Below are 21,159 nucleotides of genomic sequence, written 5' to 3'. Positions count from 1 at the left end.
GGAGGGCAATACAATGATTGCAATTATTATTCTCGTAGTTATTATCATCTTGATCCTGGCTTCCTGTATCAAGATTGTTCCACAGGCAAATGCCTATGTAGTGGAGCGTCTGGGAGCATATCAGGGGACCTGGGAAGTTGGTATTCATTTTAAAATGCCGATCATTGACCGTGTGGCAAAAAGAGTCCTGTTAAAAGAACAGGTAGTTGACTTTGCCCCGCAGCCAGTGATTACAAAAGATAATGTTACCATGCGGATCGATACGGTTGTATTTTTCCAGATTACGGATCCGAAGCTGTTTTCCTATGGTGTGGAAAATCCAATCATGGCGATTGAAAATCTGACTGCAACTACACTGAGAAATATCATCGGTGATCTGGAACTGGATGAGACACTGACATCCAGAGAAACCATTAATACAAAAATGCGTGCATCCCTGGATATTGCAACAGATCCGTGGGGTATCAAGGTAAACCGTGTTGAACTGAAAAATATCATTCCACCGCAGGCAATTCAGGATGCAATGGAAAAACAGATGAAAGCGGAACGTGAGCGAAGAGAAGCAATTCTCCGTGCGGAAGGTGAGAAGAAATCCACAATTTTGGTTGCAGAAGGTAAGAAAGAATCTGCAATCCTGGATGCGGAAGCTGAGAAACAGGCAGCCATCCTTCGTGCAGAGGCAAAACGTGAAGCAACTGTCAAAGAAGCAGAAGGTCAGGCTGAAGCTATCCTGAAGATCCAGCAGGCGAATGCAGATGGTCTCCGTTTCCTGAAAGAAGCTTCTCCGGATGCGGCAGTGCTTCAGATTAAGAGTCTGGAAGCATTTGCAAAGGCTGCAGACGGCAAAGCTACAAAGATTATTATCCCATCAGAGATTCAGGGTATGGCAGGGCTTGCCAAATCTCTGGTAGAAGTAGCAGCAGATGTAAAAGAAAAGTAGAAATTCAGGTCAAAGTTGTTTGAACGCAGTCGCTTTGCGACCGGTTGTGATTAAGAGAAAAACATGGGCTGCCGGAAGAAGGCGGCCCAGTTTTGTCTTAAACGTATCTTCAAAATAAAAAAGACCGTTTATAAAAGAGAAAAACAGAGAGGTAAAAAAGATGAACTTAAAAGGAAGAAACTTTCTGAAACTGTTAGATTTTACACCGGAGGAGATCACATATCTGATCGATCTGTCCGCAGAACTCAAAGAAAAGAAGAAAAAAGGCATTCGTCATGATGTGCTGGCTGGCAAAAACATTGCACTGATCTTTGAAAAAACCAGCACACGTACCCGTTGCTCTTTTGAAGTAGCCGCCTTTGATCTTGGTATGCATGCCACATTTCTGGATCCGTCTGCATCCCAGATTGGAAAGAAAGAAAGTATCGCAGATACTGCCCGTGTACTTGGGCGTATGTATGACGGTATCGAGTACCGTGGATTTGAGCAGACAATCGTGGAAGACCTGGCAAAATATGCGGGAGTTCCGGTATGGAACGGTCTGACCAATGAGTTTCATCCGACACAGATGATCGCAGACATGCTGACCATTAAGGAGCATTTTGGTCATCTGAAAGGAATTAAACTTGCGTATATGGGAGATGCCCGTTATAATATGGGAAATTCTCTGATGGTTGTATGTGCAAAACTCGGTATGCATTTCACTGCATGTACAAACAAAAAATATTTTCCGAATGAGGAACTGGTAGCTCAGTGTCGTGCTATCGCAGAGAAAACCGGAGCAACCATTACACTGACTGAGGATGCCATGGAAGGAACCAAAGGTGCAGATGTCATCTACACAGATGTATGGGTATCCATGGGTGAACCGGATGATGTATGGGCAAGCCGTATTGCAGAGCTGACCCCATATCAGGTAAATACAAAATTAATGGAAAATGCCGGCCCGCAGGTGAAATTTATGCATTGTCTTCCGGCATTTCATGACTTACATACAAAGATTGGAAAAGAAATTCATGACAAGTTCGGTTTGGATGCCATGGAAGTAACAGACGAAGTATTTGAAAGCCCGCAGTCCATTGTATTTGATGAGGCTGAGAACCGTATGCATACCATCAAAGCAGTGATGTATGCAACACTTGGCGGCGACGAAAAATAGGACTGAAGACATACAGACGACTTAAGGTCTGCGTTCATGAGCAAGTAGCGAAAGCGGATTGCGAATGTCCGTTTTACATGGTTAGGTGGAAAAATTGTGAAAAAGAAAATTCTGGAACTTTTGCAGAACTGTCCGGATTTTATCTCCGGGCAGGAACTCAGTGAGCGATTTGGTGTATCCCGCACAGCAGTCTGGAAAGTAATCCGACAGCTTGAGGCAGAAGGATATGTGATACAGGCGGTGCGAAATAAAGGATACCGTCTGACGGCGCAGCCGGATCTGCTTACAGAGGAAACAATTCAAAATCAGATACATACGGAATGGGCGGGACAGCAGCTTGTCGTATTTTCCGAGACAGATTCAACCAACGATCAGGCAAAAAAGCTGGCTGAAGAAGGTGCCGGCCAGGGACTTCTGGTGGTCAGTGACTCTCAGACAGCAGGGAAAGGACGCCGTGGCCGCTCCTGGGAATCCAGAGTGGGCGAAGGAATTTTTATGACTTTGCTCCTGAAACCGGATATTGCACCAGGCAATGCGTCCATGTTGACGCTGGTTATGGCATTAGCGGTGCGAGCAGGGATCCGTCAGGTGACCGGTATTGATACACAGATCAAATGGCCGAACGATATTGTGTGTGACGGCAAAAAAGTGTGCGGTATTCTAACGGAAATGAGTGCGCAGATTGACTATATCAATTACATTGTCGTCGGTGTAGGCATTAATGTATCAAACGAAGTATTCCCAGAGGAGGTGGCATCGACGGCCACATCATTGTATTTACTTACCGGGGTGACATGCAGCAGAGCGAAACTGATCGCAGAGATCATGGCACAGTTTGAAATTTACTATGCACAATATCTGCAGACGCAGGATCTGTCCGGACTTATGAACGAATATAACAGTCATCTGGTAAACCGTGGCCGCAGTGTTCGGGTGCTTAATCCGAAAAGAGAATATACCGGAGTGGCACAGGGGATTAACCAGGCAGGTGAGTTGTTGGTACAGACGGAGGACGGGATTATGCATGTGTCGTCCGGAGAAGTGTCTGTGCGCGGCGTATATGGTTATGTATAACAATAGAAGGAGAATACCACTAAATATGAACCAGGAAGAAGTTGTGCTGTGTGGATCCAGTGCATATACAAAAAAATATTATCTGAATCCTGATTTTCAGAAAATACCACAGGGGATTCAGGATGAACTGAAACTGATGTGTGTACTGTACACGGAAGACGTAGGAGGTACACTGACACTGAAATTTGATGAGGACGGAGATTTGGTCTTTGAGACAGCGGCAGATGAAGGGGATCTGCTGTACGACGAGATTGGAAGTGTTCTGAAGATGAAACAGTTGCAGAACACAAAGCAGGAATTGTTAGAATCACTGGAAATGTATTATAAAGTAATGCATCAGCTGGATGCGTAAAAATGGGTAATTGGAGGACAGGCAGATGCTTTTGACTGTAGATATAGGAAACACGAATATTACACTGGGGGTATTTGAAGGGAAAAAACTTCATGTAACATTTCGGATGACGACGATTCAGACACGTACCTCAGACGAATATGGCATGGTGATGTGCGAACTGTTAGAGCACAATGATGTGAAAGTGGAAGAAATCACAGATGTTATTGTGGCTTCTGTAGTACCGAATGTCATGCATTCACTGACTAGCGCTATCATCAAATATTTTCATACAAAACCAATCATCATTGAGGCTGGTGTAAAGACAGGAATCCGTGTGGCTTCCAAAAATCCGCGCCAGGTAGGTGCAGACAGGATTGTGGATGCGGCAGCTGTGTATGAACTGTATGGTGGACCGGCTATCGTTATCGACTACGGAACCGCTACCACTTTTGATCTGGTGGATGCAGACGGTACCTTTACTGCTTGTGTGATTGCGCCGGGTATCCGTACTTCTGCCCAGGCGATGTGGAGTATGGCAGCCAAACTGCCGGAGTTTGAGATCAAGAAACCAAAGAGTATTCTGGCACAGGATACTATTGCATGTATGCAGGCAGGACTTGTATATGGACAGATTGGTCAGACAGAATATATTGTAAAACAGATGAAGAAAGAATTTGGAAAAGGAGATATCAAAGTCGTTGCAACCGGTGGACTTGGCCGTATTATCGAGAAAGATACGGATGCCATTGATATTTACGATCCAATGCTTACATTGCAGGGCATGCGCCTGATTTTTGAAAAACAGAAAAAGTAGGCGAGAGCAGATGGAAATGTACAGAAATCATGTTAATGAGGATGGAGTCCCCTCATTGTTTTCGTGCAGATTAAAATGCAAAATAAAAAACGGAAAGAGAACAGTATGAGTGAATTGAAAATAGGAAATGTAACTCTGGAAAATAATCTGATACTGGCACCCATGGCAGGCGTAACAGACCTGCCATTTCGTTTGTTATGCCGCAGGCAGGGTGCCGGCCTTTTATGTATGGAAATGGTCAGCGCAAAAGCGATTTATTATAAAAATAAAAATACAGAATTACTGATGGAAATTCATCCGGAGGAACATCCGGTATCTTTGCAGCTTTTTGGATCAGATCCGGATATTCTGGCTGCAATGGCGGCACAGATTGAGGAACGCCCTTTTGAAATTCTGGATTTTAATATGGGATGTCCGGTGCCGAAGGTAGTAAATAACCGGGAAGGCTCTGCATTGATGAAGGATCCGAAACTGGTGGAGGAGATTCTGACCAAACTTGTAAAAGCAGTGAAAAAACCGGTGACTGTCAAGATTCGAAAAGGGTTTGACGAGGAACATGTCAATGCAGTGGAAATTGCAAAGATTGCGGAAAGCTGTGGAGTGGCGGCTGTTGCTGTACATGGAAGAACGAGACAGCAGTATTATTCCGGAAAAGCAGACTGGGATATCATCCGGCAGGTGAAAGAGGCTGTGTCCATTCCAGTCATTGGAAATGGGGATATTCTCTGTGCACAGGATGTGATTCGGATGAAAGAGCAGACCGGGTGTGACGGCTTTATGATCGGGCGTGGAGCCCAGGGAAATCCATGGATTTTTCAACAGATTCTGCATCAGTTAGAAACAGGAGAAGAAATGCCGCGTCCGTCCAGACAGGAAGTGGCGGATATGATGCTTCTGCATGCACGGTTGCAGCTTCAGATCAAAGGAGACTATATTGGCATCCGGGAAATCCGTAAGCATGCAGCCTGGTATACGGCCGGATACAAAAATTCTTCCAAACTGCGGGGGAAAATCAATGAAGTAGAAAGCTATGCACAGCTGGAAGCATTGTTGGAACAGTGGCTGGCAGAGGAAAAACACATCTTTAGACAATGATATCATAAAATAGTAAAAAACAGATAGGAAGTGGCTATATAAAGAACATTCTGAACAGACTATGCGTCCGTTGTCACCGGTTGATCCACTGGCTGCAGCAGTTTATAGATAAATGGAATGCCGGCAGGAGAGCGAAAAAACCAAATGGTACCCTGATGGATGAAGTGGAGGATGTATCGGCCAATCCGTGGATTTATGCCACGAGAGAAGTGATTGAGCAGATTCTGCTGTACCGGGGGAGGATATCCGGTCATAGAGTTGATTGTGAAAGCGATATTTGCAAAAAGACAGGTGAAGAGATGTTGGAATCGAAAGCTGCAGAAAGACACGATTTGCTGGAAGCATATCGGGAGTTTCGACCGATGATTCTTGACACAGACTCTCCGGAGCAGGTGTTTGGTGAAGAAGATGATGTGGATCAGATTTTAGAACAGCTGTATCCTGGACTGAATTTTCTGGAAATCTGTACAGACCGTCCCCAATATTTTGCGGCATTTGCGGACAGGATGGAGCACGAATGCGGGCTGATCGTCCGTATATTGCCGCTGGCTGAGATGCATCAGAGTCGGGCGGGAATGGTTCTTGATTTGCAGCGGTATGGGGAATTGCATGTCCGAGAATTTCGCAGAGATGTGATTTACCTTCCTTTTTATAAGCGAAGATGGCGGGAATATCGGGAAGTAGAGTCTCAGGAAGCATGCGTTTGCAACAAGCGATGTGCACTTCGGCAAAAAAATAGTAGTTTGCCAGAAAATACAGGGGAGATCCCAAAGCGGAATCTTGACATAGAAGTTCCGATTGGTTATAATGTAGTGATTGTGAAAGTGGGTAAAACTCTTCAAAAATTCAGATAAATAAACGATCAGGAGGATCAGCAGAGATGGATAAGAAAAATCTTTTAACTTACCAGGGTTTACAGAAACTGGAGAGTGAGTTGCAGGACTTAAAGGTAGTAAAACGAAAAGAGATTGCACAGAAGATTAAAGAAGCCCGTGAGCAGGGTGACTTATCAGAGAATGCAGAGTACGATGCAGCAAAAGATGAGCAGCGTGATATCGAGGCTCGTATCGAGGAAATTGAGAAAATTTTGAGACATGCAGAAGTTGTTGTTGAGGAAGAAGTAGATCTGGACAAAATCAGTGTTGGCTGCCAGGTTCGTATCCTTGACTGTGAATTCGACGAAGAACTTGAGTATAAAATCGTTGGTTCCACAGAAGCAAACAGCTTAAAAGGAAAAATTTCCAATGAATCTCCGGTAGGAAAAGCATTACTGGGAGCAAAAGTTGGCGATATTGTAAATGTAGAGACACAGGCTGGTGTTTTACAGTACAAAGTACTGGAAATTCAGAGATCAAATTAATAGAAAAGGAGAACAGGAAATGGCTGAACAAAAGAATGCACAGAATGTAGACGTAAACCAGCTCTTAAAGGTTCGTCGCGAGAAACTGCAGGATCTTCAGGAACGTGGAAAAGATCCGTTTCAGATCACCAAATATGATATGACACATCACAGCATGGAAATCAAAGATAACTTTGATGAGCTGGAAGGAAAGACCGTAAGCATTGCGGGTCGTATGATGTTCAAACGTGTTATGGGAAAAGCTTCTTTCTGCAATATTCAGGATCTGCAGGGCAGCATTCAGTCCTATGTGGCACGTGACAATATCGGAGAAGAGTCCTACGCAGATTTCAAGAAATATGATGTAGGTGATATTCTCGGTATCAAAGGTGAAGTATTCAAGACAAAAACAGGTGAGATTTCTATTCATGCGACAGAAGTTACACTTCTTTCCAAGAGCCTTCAGGTTCTGCCGGAGAAATTCCATGGTCTGACTGACACAGATACCCGTTATCGTCAGAGATATGTAGACCTGATCATGAATCCGGAAGTAAAAGATACATTCATCAAACGTTCCAAAGTTATCAGCAGTATCCGTCGTTTTCTGGACGCACAGGGATTCATGGAAGTTGAGACACCGATGCTGGTATCTAATGCAGGCGGTGCGGCAGCAAGACCATTTGAGACACATTTCAATGCATTAAATGAAGACCTGAAACTCCGTATCTCTTTGGAACTCTATCTGAAACGTCTGATCGTAGGTGGTATGGAACGTGTATACGAGATCGGCCGTGTATTCCGTAACGAGGGTCTTGATACCCGTCACAACCCGGAATTCACTCTGATGGAGTTATACCAGGCATACACAGATTATCATGGCATGATGGATCTGACAGAGAATCTGTATCGTCATGTAGCTAAGGAAGTAACAGGATCTGAGGTGATCACATACGGTGAGCATACCATGGATCTGTCCAAACCGTTTGCCCGTATCACTATGATCGATGCTGTAAAACAGTACGCAAACGTAGATTTCAATGAAATTCACTCTACTGAAGAAGCAAAGAAAGTTGCAGACGAGCATCATATTGAATACGAAGAGCGTCATCAGAAAGGTGATATCTTAAATCTCTTCTTTGAAGAATATGTAGAGGAGCATTTGATTCAGCCGACTTTTATTATGGATCATCCGGTAGAGATTTCACCGCTGACAAAGAAAAAACCAGAAGATCCGGATTATGTAGAGCGTTTTGAGTTCTTCATGAACGGATGGGAGATGGCAAATGCGTACTCTGAGTTGAATGATCCGATTGACCAGAGAGAACGTTTCGAAGCACAGGAAAAAGCATTCGAAGCCGGCGATGATGAGGCGAACCATACAGACGAAGACTTCCTGAATGCATTGAGCATCGGTATGCCGCCAACAGGTGGTATCGGTTACGGAATTGACCGTATGGTAATGATGATGACAAACAGTCCGGCTATTCGTGACGTACTGCTTTTCCCGACAATGAAGTCCTTAGATGGTGTAAATAAGAAAAATGATGTAAATAATACAGCTTCTGAAGCACCTGAAAAAAATGTAAAAACTGAGTCTGAAAAGATTGATTTTTCTAAGGTAAAGGTAGAGCCTTTATTTGAGGAATTTGTTGATTTTGATACATTCAGTAAGTCAGATTTCCGTGCAGTAAAGGTTAAAGAGTGTGTTGCAGTACCGAAGTCAAAGAAACTGTTACAGTTTACTCTTGATGACGGAACAGGCACAGACAGAACCATTTTAAGCGGTATTCACGCTTATTATGAGCCTGAAGAACTGGTTGGAAAGACGCTTATCGCTATCACAAATCTTCCACCGAGAGCTATGATGGGCATTGACTCTTGCGGTATGCTCCTCAGTGCTATCCACGAAGAAGAAGGCGAAGAAAAGCTCCATCTTCTGATGGTTGATGACCATATTCCAGCAGGTGCAAAGCTCTATTAAGATGATGTAAAGATGTACCGTTTTACCGAATAGACGGGACGTACTTCATTTGATAAAAAACTAAAAAAACAGCGATTTACATCAAACTTACATCAATTGATGCAGAAATCGGTGCAAGCAAGAAAAAATCGCATAATTAGTGCAATGAGTGGGCAATTCCAATTGGAGTTGCCCATTTTTAAAACAAACAGAAATACAAATCGGAATTTTTGAGAGAAATTTAAAAACCGTCTCATTGCATGAGTATATTTATTGAGATATGATTGGCTTGGAGGTGATACTTATGGCAAATGAAGATAAAAAAGATTTTAATGCTATGCTTATGGATAGCAAGGATATGCCTAAAGTTCAAATAATAACAGATGAAAAGAGCATTGAAAAATATGGTGGAGATAAAATGTACTTTGCCCCACCTATTGACTATGACAAAGTAATGCGACTTGTGCCTTGTGGTAAATTGCTTACTGTAGGTACAATAAGAGATTACTTTGCTAAACAAAGCGGTGCTGATTTTACAGAGCCAATCACAGCTGGAATTTTTGTTTCAATAGTTGCATGGGCGAGTTATCAGCGTGCAGAAGATAAAACACCTTATTGGAGAACATTAAAAGCAAATGGGGAATTAAATGCAAAGTATCCTGGAGGAGTTGAGGCACAAAAGGAGATGCTTGAGAAGGAGGGACATACTGTAATACAAAAAGGTAGAACCAATATTAAGTATTATGTTAAGGACTACGAAAAAGCATTATTTACATTGTAATAGATAATGTGAAACTTTCAGTTTGCCAACTTGCCCTTTGAGAGAGGAGAAATCCCTTTCTCAAAGGGCTTTTTCTATTTATACGGATATTCGCAAACTACAAGATAAAGCCAAAACTTCATATACTCTAAGCACAAGGAGGTTGAGGTTTGGCTATGAATAACAGTTTAGCAGAAGTACACCCGGAGCTTGTTTCGGAGTGGTCGGAAAAGAATTTAACGCTTACGCCTGATGACATTACTTTCGGTTCAAATAAAAAAGTATGGTGGAGAGGTGCTTGCGGTCATGAATGGCAGGCAAGCGTTAAGGCTCGTTCTAATGGAGAGAAATGTCCGATATGTTCCGGTGCGAGAGTGATTGCAGGTATTAACGATTTGGCGACATTAGAGCCACTATTGGTAAAGCAGTGGTCGAAAAAGAATAAGATAAAACCGATAGAGGTTTCTATTGGTTCTCATAAGAAAGTGATATGGAGATGTAAAAAAGGTCACGAGTGGGAAGCTGCCGTTAAGAGCAGGACAATAAATAAAACAGGTTGTCCGTACTGCTCTCATAATAAAGTGTTGGCAGGATTTAATGACCTTGCAACACTTCTGCCGGATATAGCTGCCGAGTGGTCGGATAGAAATTATCCGTTACTTCCAACTCAGGTTACGGTCTTTGCCAATCGTAAGGCTTGGTGGAAGTGTAAGGATTGCGGCAGAGAGTGGAACACCCTTATTTCTACTCGTTCCGGTGGGAGCAAATGCCCGTATTGCAGTGGGTACATATTCCTGAAAGGGTTTAATGATTTGCAGACAACACACCCTGAAATTGCTTCGGAGTGGTCGGAGAAGAACTTGACATTGCAACCTGATGAAGTAAATGCAAAATCGAGGAAAAATGTCTGGTGGAAATGCAGAAAATGCGGTAACGAGTGGAAATCAGTTATCAATGCCCGTGTGAAAGGTACGGTATGCCCCGTTTGTGCGGAGAGAGAAGTCCTTGCCGGATATAATGATTTGGCGACAACAGACAGTCAGCTTCTTAGCGAATGGGATTATGAACAGAATAAACTGAAACCTACAGAGGTATCACGAACTTCGGCAAAGAGAGCGTGGTGGAAATGCAGGCACGGTCATTCGTGGAGTATGAAGATAAATGAAAGAACGATATTGAATAAAGGCTGCCGAATTTGTGAGCAGGAGTATTTGTCATTGTTTCCTGCTTTGGCTGTCAGCTATTATTCTAATAAGAAAGGCTTGAAAGCAGAACTTGGTTCTGACCGATTGCTTGGAGTTCCGCTTGAAACATACATAGCTTCAGAGAAGTTGGCTATTGAGTCAGAAAGTGCTGACGAGAATATAGAAATAATGAAAGCATATATGTGCAAGCAAAGAGGAATAAGGCTGATTAAGTTGCCGATGAAAGGCACAGAACTGGATTATGCCAATAATTTAAAGAAAGCTTTTCAGAACGTACATATATTTATTTCTTCTGATACCGAGGAAGATGTGGAGATAATCAAAAATACATTTGAAAGATGGAGGGACAGCCAATGAGAGAGAAAACCTATCATCTATACTTAAATGAAGAAGAACGAAGCCGAGTGATACAATTGCTCATTGAATTGAAGAACAATTTAGCAGCTCAGGGACGATACACCGACGCAGTAGATGATGTTCTATGTAAAGTGCTTGAAGCAAAGAAAAAGAAATTGAAAATTGAATACATTTAGAACGTGATTTGCCGTCTGTTTCCTAACCGGAGCAGGCGGCTTTTTTATTTCAAAAATTTTTTTGAAGAATTTTTTGGAAAAGAGGAGATTTTGGGTGTGCATTTCATACCCCTTTGTCCAAATGAGTGAAGGGGTTCATTCCGGATAGCAAAAACGGAAGCCTTTTCGCTTGAAAATTGAATAAGTCATTCACTAAGACTTTATTTCTGATGATAGCCACTTTAGCAGGTACGCCGTGATTTCTGTATTTCAGAATAGCGAGAACTCCGGCTATGAGTATCAGGTTGCCCCTGATATGGCGATGACAGTCAGAATGATAATGATACTTCTCTACGGAGCTGGCGGAGTACCCGGCAGAGGTTAGAACCCTATGATACAGATAAGCAGTCTGTTCCTTAGTGATTTCCCATAAGCATTTTGCTTGGCAAGGGGTGTTGAGAACAAATATTGCTATGACCGATTAGGAAATGAGTCGGTCAGGTACATAGCCATAATGCGGTGGCTATGAATTTTCAGAAAGGAGGGCAAAAAGAAGTGTCAAACTGTAAAACGATTTCCGTATGTAACCAGAAAGGCGGAGTCGGAAAGACCACCACAACCGTTAATCTCGGAGTCGGGCTTGCAATGCAGGGCAAGAAAGTATTGCTCATAGACGCAGACCCGCAGGGAGATTTAACGACTTGTCTTGGTTGGCAGGATACAGACGGTTTGGGTATCACGCTTGCAACGAAACTCACAGATGTAATCAATGAAACGATGACAGACCCTATGGTTGGTATCCTGCACCACGAAGAAGGTGTTGACCTTGTTCCGGCAAACCTTGAGCTTTCAGCAATGGAATTTAACCTTGTGAACGCAATGAGCAGAGAAACTACACTCAAGAATTATCTGAGTCAAGTGAAGAACAGATATGATTATGTAATTATAGACTGTATGCCTTCACTTGGTATGGTTACTCTCAATGCTTTATCGGCGGCAGACAGTGTTATTATTCCGGTTCAGGCTCAGTATTTGCCTGCAAAGGGTATGACACAGCTTGTGCAGACCATTTCAAAAGTAAAGAAGTATATCAATCCGGATATTAAGATAGACGGTATGCTTCTTACTTTGGTGGATAGCCGAACAAACCTTGCAAAGAGTACGGTGGAAGCACTCAGGGCGAATTTCGGTAATCAGATAAGAATGTATCGAACACAAATCCCGATTGCCGTAAAAGCCGCTGAAACTTCTTCCAAAGGCAAGAGTATTTATGCTTATGAGCCAAACAGCACAGTGTCTAAGGCATACGCTGAATTTACAAAGGAGGTGTTAGCCGATGGCAGGAAGAAAGAGCGACTTCACTCTCACGAAGCTCGATGATTTATTTACCACGCAGGCACAGAGAGATGAAGAACAGCTTTCAAAAATCCGAGATATTCCATTGGAGCTAATTGATGATTTCCCCGACCACCCGTTTAAGGTCAGGGACGATGAAGATATGATGCAGCTTGTGGAGAGTGTCAAGGAAAGAGGAGTGATTACTCCGGCAACGGTAAGGCAGAAAGAGGACGGCAGATACGAACTTGTTTCAGGACACAGACGAAAGCGAGCTTGTGAACTGGCAGGATTTGAAACACTGAGAAGTGAGATTGTAGACCTGAACAGAGATGAAGCGACCATTTTAATGGTTGAAAGTAATTTCCAGAGGTCAGAGATATTGCCGAGTGAAAAAGCCTTTGCCTATAAAATGCGTTTGGAAGCAATGAAAAGACAAGCAGGCAGACCTACAAAAAATAATTTAGTCCCAGTGGGACAAAATTATTCAAGGGAAGAACTTGCTGCACAAAGTGGAGAAAGTCAAACACAAATACAGCGTTATATTCGTCTGACAAACCTTGTTCCTGAACTGCTTGAATTTGTTGACGAGGGGCGTATTAAAATGCGTCCTGCCGTGGAACTTTCTTATCTTGATGAAGATTGCCAGCGTGATGTGGTTGACGAAATCGACCTAAATGACGCAACCCCGTCACACGACCAGACAATCCGTATGCGAAAGTTATTCAACGAGGGCAACCTTACAACCGAAGCAATCCACGCTGTTATGTCTGAGGAAAAGCCGAACCAAAAGGAAAAAATCGTGTTGAGGGGCGACAGAGTAAGACAGCTTATCCCGAAAAACATTCCCGTCAGTCAGACGGAGGATTTTGTCTGCAAAGCATTGGAGCATTACAACAAGTTTTTGCGTAATCGTGCAGAACGTGACAGCAGATAGCCTGAGTTACAGTTCCCCTTTCTCACACTCTAACCCCTTAGTTATACTTCTACCTACCGAAAATGATATATATTATCTCACTTGAATATAACTATCTCAAAGTATATGTCTATCTCTAAGGGGCAATCGCACAGTATGAACGGACTGGAGGTGTATGGTAAAATGAAAAATTAACGAAAAATCCGCATTTGTTTTTCGGCAGGTAAATCTTGTCGTAAAAGAAAATCCACAAAGGCACATCGTAGAGATACGGTGTGTTTTTCAATTTTTACAGGAGGAAACGCAATGATAAAGTCAAAATTCAAAAGAGTCACGTCGCTTTTCTTGGCGACCCTTATGTGTGTGACCACTTTTGCAGGCATTGGCTCGACAACAGCATATGCTGCTTCGGGAGAAAAAGCCGATGTTTATATGGTCGATTTCCCTCGTGATGGCGATGCTAATTACGATGGGGTATGGGGACACAGCAATTTGACCTTGAAAAATGGTTGGCATACCGGACGTTCCAATTTTACCAATCTTAAGGCTATTGGCTCATACTCAGGCAATGTTGCTTATTGTATTGAGCCGGGAATTTCGCTCAAGGTCGGTCAGACAATGAATAAGTATGACGAAAATTATTTTAATAACCTTGCAGCCAATGGGGTTATTTCCGGAGATGAAATCCGTCTTTTTGTTGGTCGTATTTTACAGTATGGCTACCGTGGGACAATCTCGACATCTTGGAGGTCACAGAATGAAGCGGCAGCAAACAGCATTGCACAGGCTTATGCCACACAGCTTCTTATCTGGGAAACTGTTATCGGAGAGCGTGATGCGAACTTCAATCATGTAGCAGCCAGTGGTTGCAGCAATGTGAAAGATGTCATCAATGCAAAGCATCCGCTTCGCAATAAGATTTTCAGTTATTACAACAGTATGGTGCAGAGTGTACAGAACCATGCGACCATACCGAGCTTTTGTAATAAATCATCCGGTTCGGCAAAGACAATAGAACTTGAGTGGAACGGAAGTAAGTACACAACTACTCTGACAGACTCCAATAATGTGCTGTCCAAATATAATTTCAAGGCAAGTATCAGTGGAGTGAGCTTTTCAGTGAATGGTAACAAATTTACTGTTTCTATGGATACTGCACCGAGTAAGGAATTTACCATTACCGCAACGAAGAAAAATGCAGTCCGCAGAGGTGTGGTTGTATGGTCAGAGGGCAAACACGGTCAGAACTCCAGTGTGCAGGATGTTGTCAGCTATGCTCAGGAAGTAAGCGACAGTATCAACGGTTATGTGAAGATGAAAGTCAGCTATGGTTCTTGTCAGATTGTAAAGACCAGTGAGGACGGCAAGGCTGACGGTATCAACTTCACGATTACCGGAAACGGTATCAATCAGACAGTTACAACAGCTAATGGCGGTAAGTTCCAGATTGATAACCTTATGCCGGGTATCTATACTGTAACCGAGCAGGCATACGATAAGTACGAGCCGCAGGAAACACATAGAGTTACTGTTGTAGCAGGACAGATTGCAAAGGTCACTTTCAATAACAAATTGAAGCGTGGCGACCTTCAGGTAGTGAAGTCCTCAGAAGATAACCTTGTTGAAGGTGTGAAGTTCCATCTTTACGGTACTTCTCTTTCCGATGATGCTGTTGACCAGTATGCAGTTACAGACAAAAACGGTGTGGCAACTTTCAAAGATGTGCTTATCAGTGGTTCTGAACCATATACCCTTGAAGAAGTAGACACGGCTATCCGTTATGTCGTGCCGAAAAATCAGACTGCACCAGTGAAGTGGAAAGAAGTAACCACAAGAAACTTCAATAACATTTTAAAGAAATTTACTGTAACAGTAACAAAGAGCGACGCTGAAAAAGGCGAAGCACAGGGCAATGCCAAACTTTCGGGAGCAGTTTACGGTATCTATAAGGGCGAAACGCTTGTAGATAAGTATGTTACTGATGAAAACGGTCAGTTCACTACTAAAGAATATGTTTGTGATACCGACTGGACAATCCGAGAAATTACACCGTCAGAGGGATATTTGCTTGATAAGACTATCCATGAAGTAGGTGCAGACCCGAAACTTTATGAGGTGGAACACAACCTTACTTCCAATGATGTAACCGAGCAGGTAATCAAAGGTAATGTGGCTATCATTAAACACACTGACGATGGAGAAACAAAGATTGAAACACCTGAAAAGGGTGCTTCCTTTGAGATTTATCTGAAATCTGCCGGAAGCTATGACGCAGCCAATAAAGACGAGAGAGATACTATCGTTTGCGATGAAAATGGCTTCGGTCAGACAAAAGATATGCCGTATGGTATTTATACTGTACACCAGACTTCTGGTTGGGAAGGCAGAGAGATGATGGATGATTTTGATGTGTTCATTTCACAGAACGCACAGACTTATCGTTATCTCATCAATAACCGTAACTTCGAGAGCTTTGTCAATGTAGTTAAGGTGGACGCAGAAAGCGGAAAGAGTATTCCGTATGCAGGAGCAGGATTTAAGATTTACGACCCGCAGGGTAATCAGGTCAAAATGACCTTTACTTATCCGACACCGACCACGATTGATGTGTTCTATACCGATGCAAATGGTTCTCTTGTCACACCTGAGAAACTGGATTACGGCAAGGGGTATTCTATCGTAGAGGTACAAGCTCCATACGGATATGTACTTGATGATACTCCGGTATATTTTGATATTACCGAAGAAAATTCCACAGAGGAAGGCGGCGTAACTGTTGTGAAAGTCAATAAGCCGAATATGGCACAGAAAGGTACTATCACGGTTGAAAAGACCGGAGAAGTATTTAGTGGTGTCAATGTAAGTGGTTCTGAGGACAGTGATGTTATTTATCAGCCTGCTTATGAAGTGGCAGGACTTGAGGGTGCAGTTTATGAAGTCCGTGCTGCGGAAGATATTAGCACACCGGACGGTACACTCCGCTATTCAAAGGGCGAAGTGGTAGATACTATCACAACAAGCTCCGATGGATTTGTTAAGAGCAAAGAACTTTATCTCGGAAAATACGAGGTCAAGGAAATTACCGCACCTGATGGAATGGTAGTGAGTGGCGAAACACATACGGTTGAGCTTACTTATGCAGGTCAGAATATCTCTGTTATCGAAACTTCCACATCATTCTATAACGAAAGACAGAAAGTTCAGGTAAGCCTTGCAAAAGCCATTGAAAAGGATAAGACATTTGGTATTGGCGACAACGGAGAAATCAAAAACATCAGCTTTGGTCTTTATGCCGCAGAAGATATTGTATCTGCAAGCGGTACCGTTATTCCGGCTGATGGACTGATTGAGATTGTCAGCGTAAATGAAAATGGAACTGCTGTTATGAAGTCAGACCTTCCGTTTGGCAAATACTATGTCAAAGAGATTGCAACCGATGAGCATTATATTCTCTCTGATACGAAGTATCCGGTTGTATTTGAATACGCAGGTCAGGATACCGCAACGGTTGAAATCAAAGTGAATGACGGAAAAGAAATCAAGAATGAACTTATCTATGGTTCTGTATCAGGTAAGAAGATTGACGAGAATGGAGAAGCACTTGAGGGTGCTGTTATCGGTATCTTCAAAGCCGAAGAAACAGAATTTACAAAAGATACTGCACTTATGACGACTACCTCTGCAAAAGACGGTAGTTTTTCTTTTGCAAAAGTTCCTTATGGCAAATGGATTGTAAGAGAAATCGAGCAGCCAAAGGGATTTGTTCTTGATGAAAAAGCGTATGAGGTCAATATCAGCAAAGCCGAGCAGGTAGTTGAAATTGAGATTGTCAATGAGTATGTTCACGGCAATATCAGACTCACGAAGATGGACGCTGAATATCCAGATAACAAACTTACGGGTGCAACCTTTGAGGTATATAAGGACACCAATGAGAACGGAAAGATTGATGATGGCGATGAACTTATCGGAAATCTTGAAGAAACCGAAACCGGAATTTATGAGATGAAAGAGCTGCTTTACGGAAAATATATTGTCCGTGAAACAAAAGCACCAGAGGGCTTCCTGCTTGATAAGGGAGAATACTCTGTTTTCATTGAGAAAGACGAAACAACTTATTCCGTTGAGAATAAGGCTGGTGTTGGATTTATCAATGAAGCTATGCGTGGAACACTGAAAATCGTCAAGACATCTTCAGATGGTAAGGTTAAAGGTTTTGCGTTCAGAGTAACCGGAGCAAACGGTTATGATATGACATTTGAAACAGATAAGAACGGCGAAATTGTGATTGAGGGACTTCGTATTGGCGAATATACCGTATCCGAAGTGGCAAACAATGTCTCTGCCGCATATATCACACCTGCCGACCAGAATGTTACTATCAAACTTGATGAAACAGCCGTTGTAAAAATGCACAATGAGTTGAGGGATACTCCGAAAACAGGAGATGATACCAATATGAAACTTTGGTATGTCCTTGCCGGACTTTCTGCTGTCGGTATCGCTGTAACTTCTGTTGTTGCACACAAAAAGAAGAAAAAGGAGGGTAACGAGTAATGGAAGCAAAGACAATTATCGCTATCGCATTAGTCGCCGTTATTGTCGGCGGCTTTATCTTTCTTCAGGTTAAAAACCGTAAGAAGTAAGTAATAAGCGAACATTAACCAGTCGGGGCAGAGCGTAAAAAAACTCTGTCCCTTTAATTTTTGGAGGAACATTATGAAACAACAGAAAACGGTGGAGAGCCGAGTGCTTGAAATCTTAAAGGAATGCCCGATGTCGAGGTATGATGATATGCTTCTCATTCTGCATTATTACAATCGGTACGGATATATACCTGCCGGAAATCTTCCGCTTGAGGATATTGTATTTAATTACCGAGCATACGGACTTCCTTGTTTTGAAACCATACGCAGGGCAAGGCAGAGAGTACAGTCCCTTTTTCCTGAGTATTCACGTAATCCGCAGAAAGAAGAACAGAGCGGCAGTATTTCTATTGTAATCAACATTAGCTAAGGAGGTATTTTCGTGAAAGACAAAGCAACTTTTCAGAATAAGGTCAAGGTGCTGAATAAACTCTTTGACTCCGGTTGTGATACGGAGAAAAAGTTGCAGCAGCTTGATATGGAAGCAATCCTGAAAATCCCGAATATCACGATTCCTGATATGGGTGTGATTATGGAGCTTCAGAAGAATACAAAGTCCGGTAAACTCTTTTCGTATTTGGGCGGCGGTTCTGATGAAGCAACAAAAATGAGAGGTAAGGGAAATGAAGCAACAGGAGAATAGAGCAGAGCCGCAGGAAAAGCAAATTCGATTTATAGACAGTCATTACAATTTGAAATTCTATATTCCCGATGGAGGGAAAATCAGGATTACTTTTCGTGATGGACACACAGCAGACAGAGTGTGCAAGTATATTGATGACTACCATTTGTATGTCGGAAATTGCTGCTATCATATATGCGAGCTTGCTGAAAAAATGGAGCTTAGTGGAAGTAAAGTTGAACCTGTCAATCAATCCGAACCGTCAAAAAACAAGACCAGAAACAGAGAAAAACAGCGATAAGGAGGTGCAAGAGTAATGGCACGAAAATATGACCTTATTTCTGAGCTTTACAACCGCACCTGCAAAACGGTTGTGTCAAATCCTCAGAACTGGCAGGCATTCTTGGCTTCGGCTTGCCGAAATTATAAGTTACGTTATGACGAACAGCTACTTGTATATGCACAGCGACCTGATGCAACAGCGGTTCTTGAGATAGAGCAGTGGAACAAAATTTTTGGCAGATGGGTCAACCGAGGTGCAAGAGGTATTGCTGTTTTTGCTGATGAAAACCGTTCACGGCAAAGACTGACACATTACTTTGATATTTCAGATACTCACGAAAGCAGATATTCAAGAACAGTCCCGATTTGGGATATGCGTCAGGAATACGAAGCTGATGTGATTGAAACATTGGAAAGCACTTTCGGAGAGATTGAGAATAAGAGCAGTCTTGCCGAAGCAATTATGGGAGCAGCAAGAAATGCGGCAGAGGATAATATCCCTGATTATCTGCAAGACCTTTACTATGCAACCGAGGGCAGTTCCTTTGAGGAAGTGGAAGAGGATATTGTGGCTTTCATTTATAAAAATGTCGTGACAAACAGTGTGGCATATATGATGATGTCAAGGCTCGGCGTTGATACGGACGGTTATTTTGAACTTGATGATTTCAGAGATGTTACCAACTTCAATACGCAGGAAACACTCAATGCACTTGGATTTGCTACCAGTGATATTGCAGAAATGGGATTGACGGAAATATCTAAAACAATTACTGCACTCAACCGTCAAAATCGCATAATTGTCGGTCAGGACAGGAATGAATACAATAAGGTTGAAAATAACGACGAAAGGAGTTTGGACAATGAACGAACTGACCTACACGATGGTGGGCGATTACAGCCTTCCGAACCTGAAACTTCCACAGCAGCCGGAAGTGACGTTGGGCAGATACGCTCAGATGAGGAGAGAGTTTCTGAAGGAACATCACAGAGTCCTTTACTACAATCTCCTGACGAGGGGCGAACTGACACAGCACTTGGCGGAAGTGGAACAGAGAGCCAGCAAGATGGAGGAAACAATTCTGAGCCAGATGGCACAGAAAGAGGGAGTGACCGAACAGATGAAAGCGGAGGATATGATGAAATGGGTTCGTCTGATGAACTCCCTTCGCAATTCGGCACAGGAAATCGTGAAAGCGGAAGTGATATTCGCTTAGAGTATTACGACAGAACGCACGAGGATAAAAGCCTTCCGTTCTTTGGACGTGATGAAGTAATCAATGAAATTCTCAGAACGACACCACATTTGTCAGCAAGTCTGGAAGAAATCAAAGATTATTATGAACGTAATCCTGATAACAAAGACCGCACAGAGTATATAAAGAGTATTTTCAATAATGATTATACTGAGCTTACTTTAGAGGACGGCAGGACAGTAGGGTACAAGACCTTTGAAAACGTCCTGCATTTGTGGGAGGGCAAATACGACAGCAGAACCGCACAGAGCTTTTATGATTGGGCTGTTATTGCCCGACACTTTGAAGCTATGCGATTACTGGGAGAATTAAGTGACAGCATAAAACCATTACCGTCAATGGACGGTCAGATGACATTCATATTAGACGGTCGGGCAGAGGAAAAGAAAACCTCTGCCTTTACTTTTTCTCAGGAGATTATCGACGCTATTCTTGCGAATGGAAGCGGATTTTCTGAGGGAAAAATGCGTATTTATGAGCAGTTTGAAAAAAGTCTTTCTGCAAAAGAAAATGCCGACTTCTTGAAAAATGAATACGGTTGGGGCGGTTCTTATCCCGTCATAATCGGAGCAGGCATTGATGAGAGCCACGATGGAAAAGGTATTACGATTACGAAAGGTATCGGTAAAGAGAAGCCACATATCACGCTTTCGTGGTCGCAGGTGGAGAAGCGAATCGGGGAACTTATCCGAATGGACAGATACTTAAATCCAAAGGAAAAAGAACACTATCCTCAGTGGCTCGAAAGCCAAGAGGAACGCAGAGCCAAAATCGAGGAAATGAAAAGAAATCGTGAGATACTCTCTAATGCACCACCGGAGCAGGAGGTCGAACCAACCGAAAAAGAACCTGAAGAAGCAGAACAGCCGCAAGATGTGCAGTATGAATATCATCTTGGCGATAAGGTGTA

19 protein-coding genes are annotated in these 21,159 nt (G+C 42.8%); all 19 read left to right on the top strand.

Translation table 11 applies throughout. The features are described 5' to 3' along the window. Positions 1-13 precede the first annotated feature (13 nt). The 19 genes from ACIRUQ_RS11650 (at position 14) to ACIRUQ_RS11560 (ending at position 20,210) form a co-directional block, all read left to right on the top strand. A complete protein-coding gene (locus ACIRUQ_RS11650; RefSeq protein ID WP_021738665.1) occupies positions 14-940 on the top strand; it encodes an SPFH domain-containing protein in 927 nt (308 codons plus the stop codon). Between the two features lie 160 nt (positions 941-1,100). Continuing rightward, positions 1,101-2,099, top strand: a complete 999-nt coding sequence (gene argF, locus ACIRUQ_RS11645; RefSeq protein ID WP_022035622.1) for an ornithine carbamoyltransferase — start codon at positions 1,101-1,103, stop codon at positions 2,097-2,099. Positions 2,100-2,195: 96 nt separating this feature from the next. After that, the gene (locus ACIRUQ_RS11640) at positions 2,196-3,173 is read left to right on the top strand and encodes a biotin--[acetyl-CoA-carboxylase] ligase (RefSeq protein ID WP_055290561.1); all 978 of its coding nucleotides are present in this window, start codon (positions 2,196-2,198) and stop codon (positions 3,171-3,173) included. Positions 3,174-3,198: 25 nt separating this feature from the next. Further along, a complete protein-coding gene (locus ACIRUQ_RS11635) occupies positions 3,199-3,525 on the top strand; it encodes a DUF6145 family protein (RefSeq protein WP_022035621.1) in 327 nt (108 codons plus the stop codon). Positions 3,526-3,550: 25 nt separating this feature from the next. After that, entirely contained in the window at positions 3,551-4,321 is a 771-nt protein-coding gene (locus ACIRUQ_RS11630; protein WP_021738669.1) for a type III pantothenate kinase, read from the top strand. Between the two features lie 105 nt (positions 4,322-4,426). Next, positions 4,427-5,416 (top strand): tRNA dihydrouridine synthase DusB, encoded by a 990-nt coding sequence (dusB, locus tag ACIRUQ_RS11625; protein WP_081695217.1) that lies wholly within the window; start codon positions 4,427-4,429, stop codon positions 5,414-5,416. A gap of 155 nt (positions 5,417-5,571) precedes the next feature. After that, positions 5,572-6,270, top strand: coding sequence for a hypothetical protein (locus tag ACIRUQ_RS11620; RefSeq protein ID WP_044963025.1), 699 nt, complete (start codon positions 5,572-5,574; stop codon positions 6,268-6,270). Between the two features lie 26 nt (positions 6,271-6,296). Next, positions 6,297-6,776, top strand: coding sequence for a transcription elongation factor GreA (gene greA / locus ACIRUQ_RS11615; protein WP_021738672.1), 480 nt, complete (start codon positions 6,297-6,299; stop codon positions 6,774-6,776). 19 nt (positions 6,777-6,795) lie between these two features. After that, positions 6,796-8,736, top strand: coding sequence for a lysine--tRNA ligase (lysS, locus tag ACIRUQ_RS11610; protein ID WP_055290560.1), 1,941 nt, complete (start codon positions 6,796-6,798; stop codon positions 8,734-8,736). Positions 8,737-9,019: 283 nt separating this feature from the next. Beyond that, positions 9,020-9,496 (top strand): MGMT family protein, encoded by a 477-nt coding sequence (locus ACIRUQ_RS11605; protein WP_035401488.1) that lies wholly within the window; start codon positions 9,020-9,022, stop codon positions 9,494-9,496. A 155-nt stretch (positions 9,497-9,651) separates the two neighbouring features. Then, positions 9,652-11,037: a zinc-ribbon domain-containing protein gene (locus ACIRUQ_RS11600; RefSeq protein WP_055290559.1), complete on the top strand. Its 1,386-nt coding sequence runs from the start codon at positions 9,652-9,654 to the stop codon at positions 11,035-11,037. Beyond that, positions 11,034-11,213, top strand: coding sequence for a hypothetical protein (locus ACIRUQ_RS11595; RefSeq protein WP_035402001.1), 180 nt, complete (start codon positions 11,034-11,036; stop codon positions 11,211-11,213). Before ACIRUQ_RS11600 ends, ACIRUQ_RS11595 begins: the two co-directional genes overlap by 4 nt. A gap of 534 nt (positions 11,214-11,747) precedes the next feature. Then, positions 11,748-12,572 carry a ParA family protein gene (locus ACIRUQ_RS11590; RefSeq protein WP_054754259.1) on the top strand — a complete coding sequence of 275 codons (825 nt, stop codon included), beginning with the start codon at positions 11,748-11,750 and terminating at the stop codon, positions 12,570-12,572. Beyond that, positions 12,529-13,464 carry a ParB/RepB/Spo0J family partition protein gene (locus ACIRUQ_RS11585; protein WP_055290558.1) on the top strand — a complete coding sequence of 312 codons (936 nt, stop codon included), beginning with the start codon at positions 12,529-12,531 and terminating at the stop codon, positions 13,462-13,464. Before ACIRUQ_RS11590 ends, ACIRUQ_RS11585 begins: the two co-directional genes overlap by 44 nt. A 285-nt stretch (positions 13,465-13,749) precedes the next feature. Next, complete coding sequence (locus ACIRUQ_RS11580) at positions 13,750-18,000, top strand: SpaA isopeptide-forming pilin-related protein (RefSeq protein ID WP_055290557.1); 4,251 nt, start codon at positions 13,750-13,752, stop codon at positions 17,998-18,000. A gap of 162 nt (positions 18,001-18,162) precedes the next feature. Then, positions 18,163-18,459: a hypothetical protein gene (locus ACIRUQ_RS11575; RefSeq protein WP_055062735.1), complete on the top strand. Its 297-nt coding sequence runs from the start codon at positions 18,163-18,165 to the stop codon at positions 18,457-18,459. A 12-nt stretch (positions 18,460-18,471) separates the two neighbouring features. Then, positions 18,472-18,732, top strand: a complete 261-nt coding sequence (locus tag ACIRUQ_RS11570) for a hypothetical protein (protein ID WP_276872774.1) — start codon at positions 18,472-18,474, stop codon at positions 18,730-18,732. Next, positions 18,713-19,012: a hypothetical protein gene (locus ACIRUQ_RS11565; protein WP_156331007.1), complete on the top strand. Its 300-nt coding sequence runs from the start codon at positions 18,713-18,715 to the stop codon at positions 19,010-19,012. The genes ACIRUQ_RS11570 and ACIRUQ_RS11565 overlap by 20 nt, the downstream gene beginning before the upstream one ends. Positions 19,013-19,811: 799 nt before the next feature. Continuing rightward, entirely contained in the window at positions 19,812-20,210 is a 399-nt protein-coding gene (locus ACIRUQ_RS11560) for a TnpV protein (RefSeq protein WP_306666099.1), read from the top strand. The last annotated feature ends 949 nt before the right edge of the window (positions 20,211-21,159 follow it).

Origin of the sequence: Eubacterium ramulus, assembly GCF_045002895.1 — a bacterium.
GTDB classification, from domain to species: Bacteria; Bacillota; Clostridia; order Lachnospirales; family Lachnospiraceae; genus Eubacterium_I; species Eubacterium_I ramulus.
Note: the sequence above shows the minus strand (reverse complement) of the source record. Positions and strands in the feature narration are given on the sequence as shown.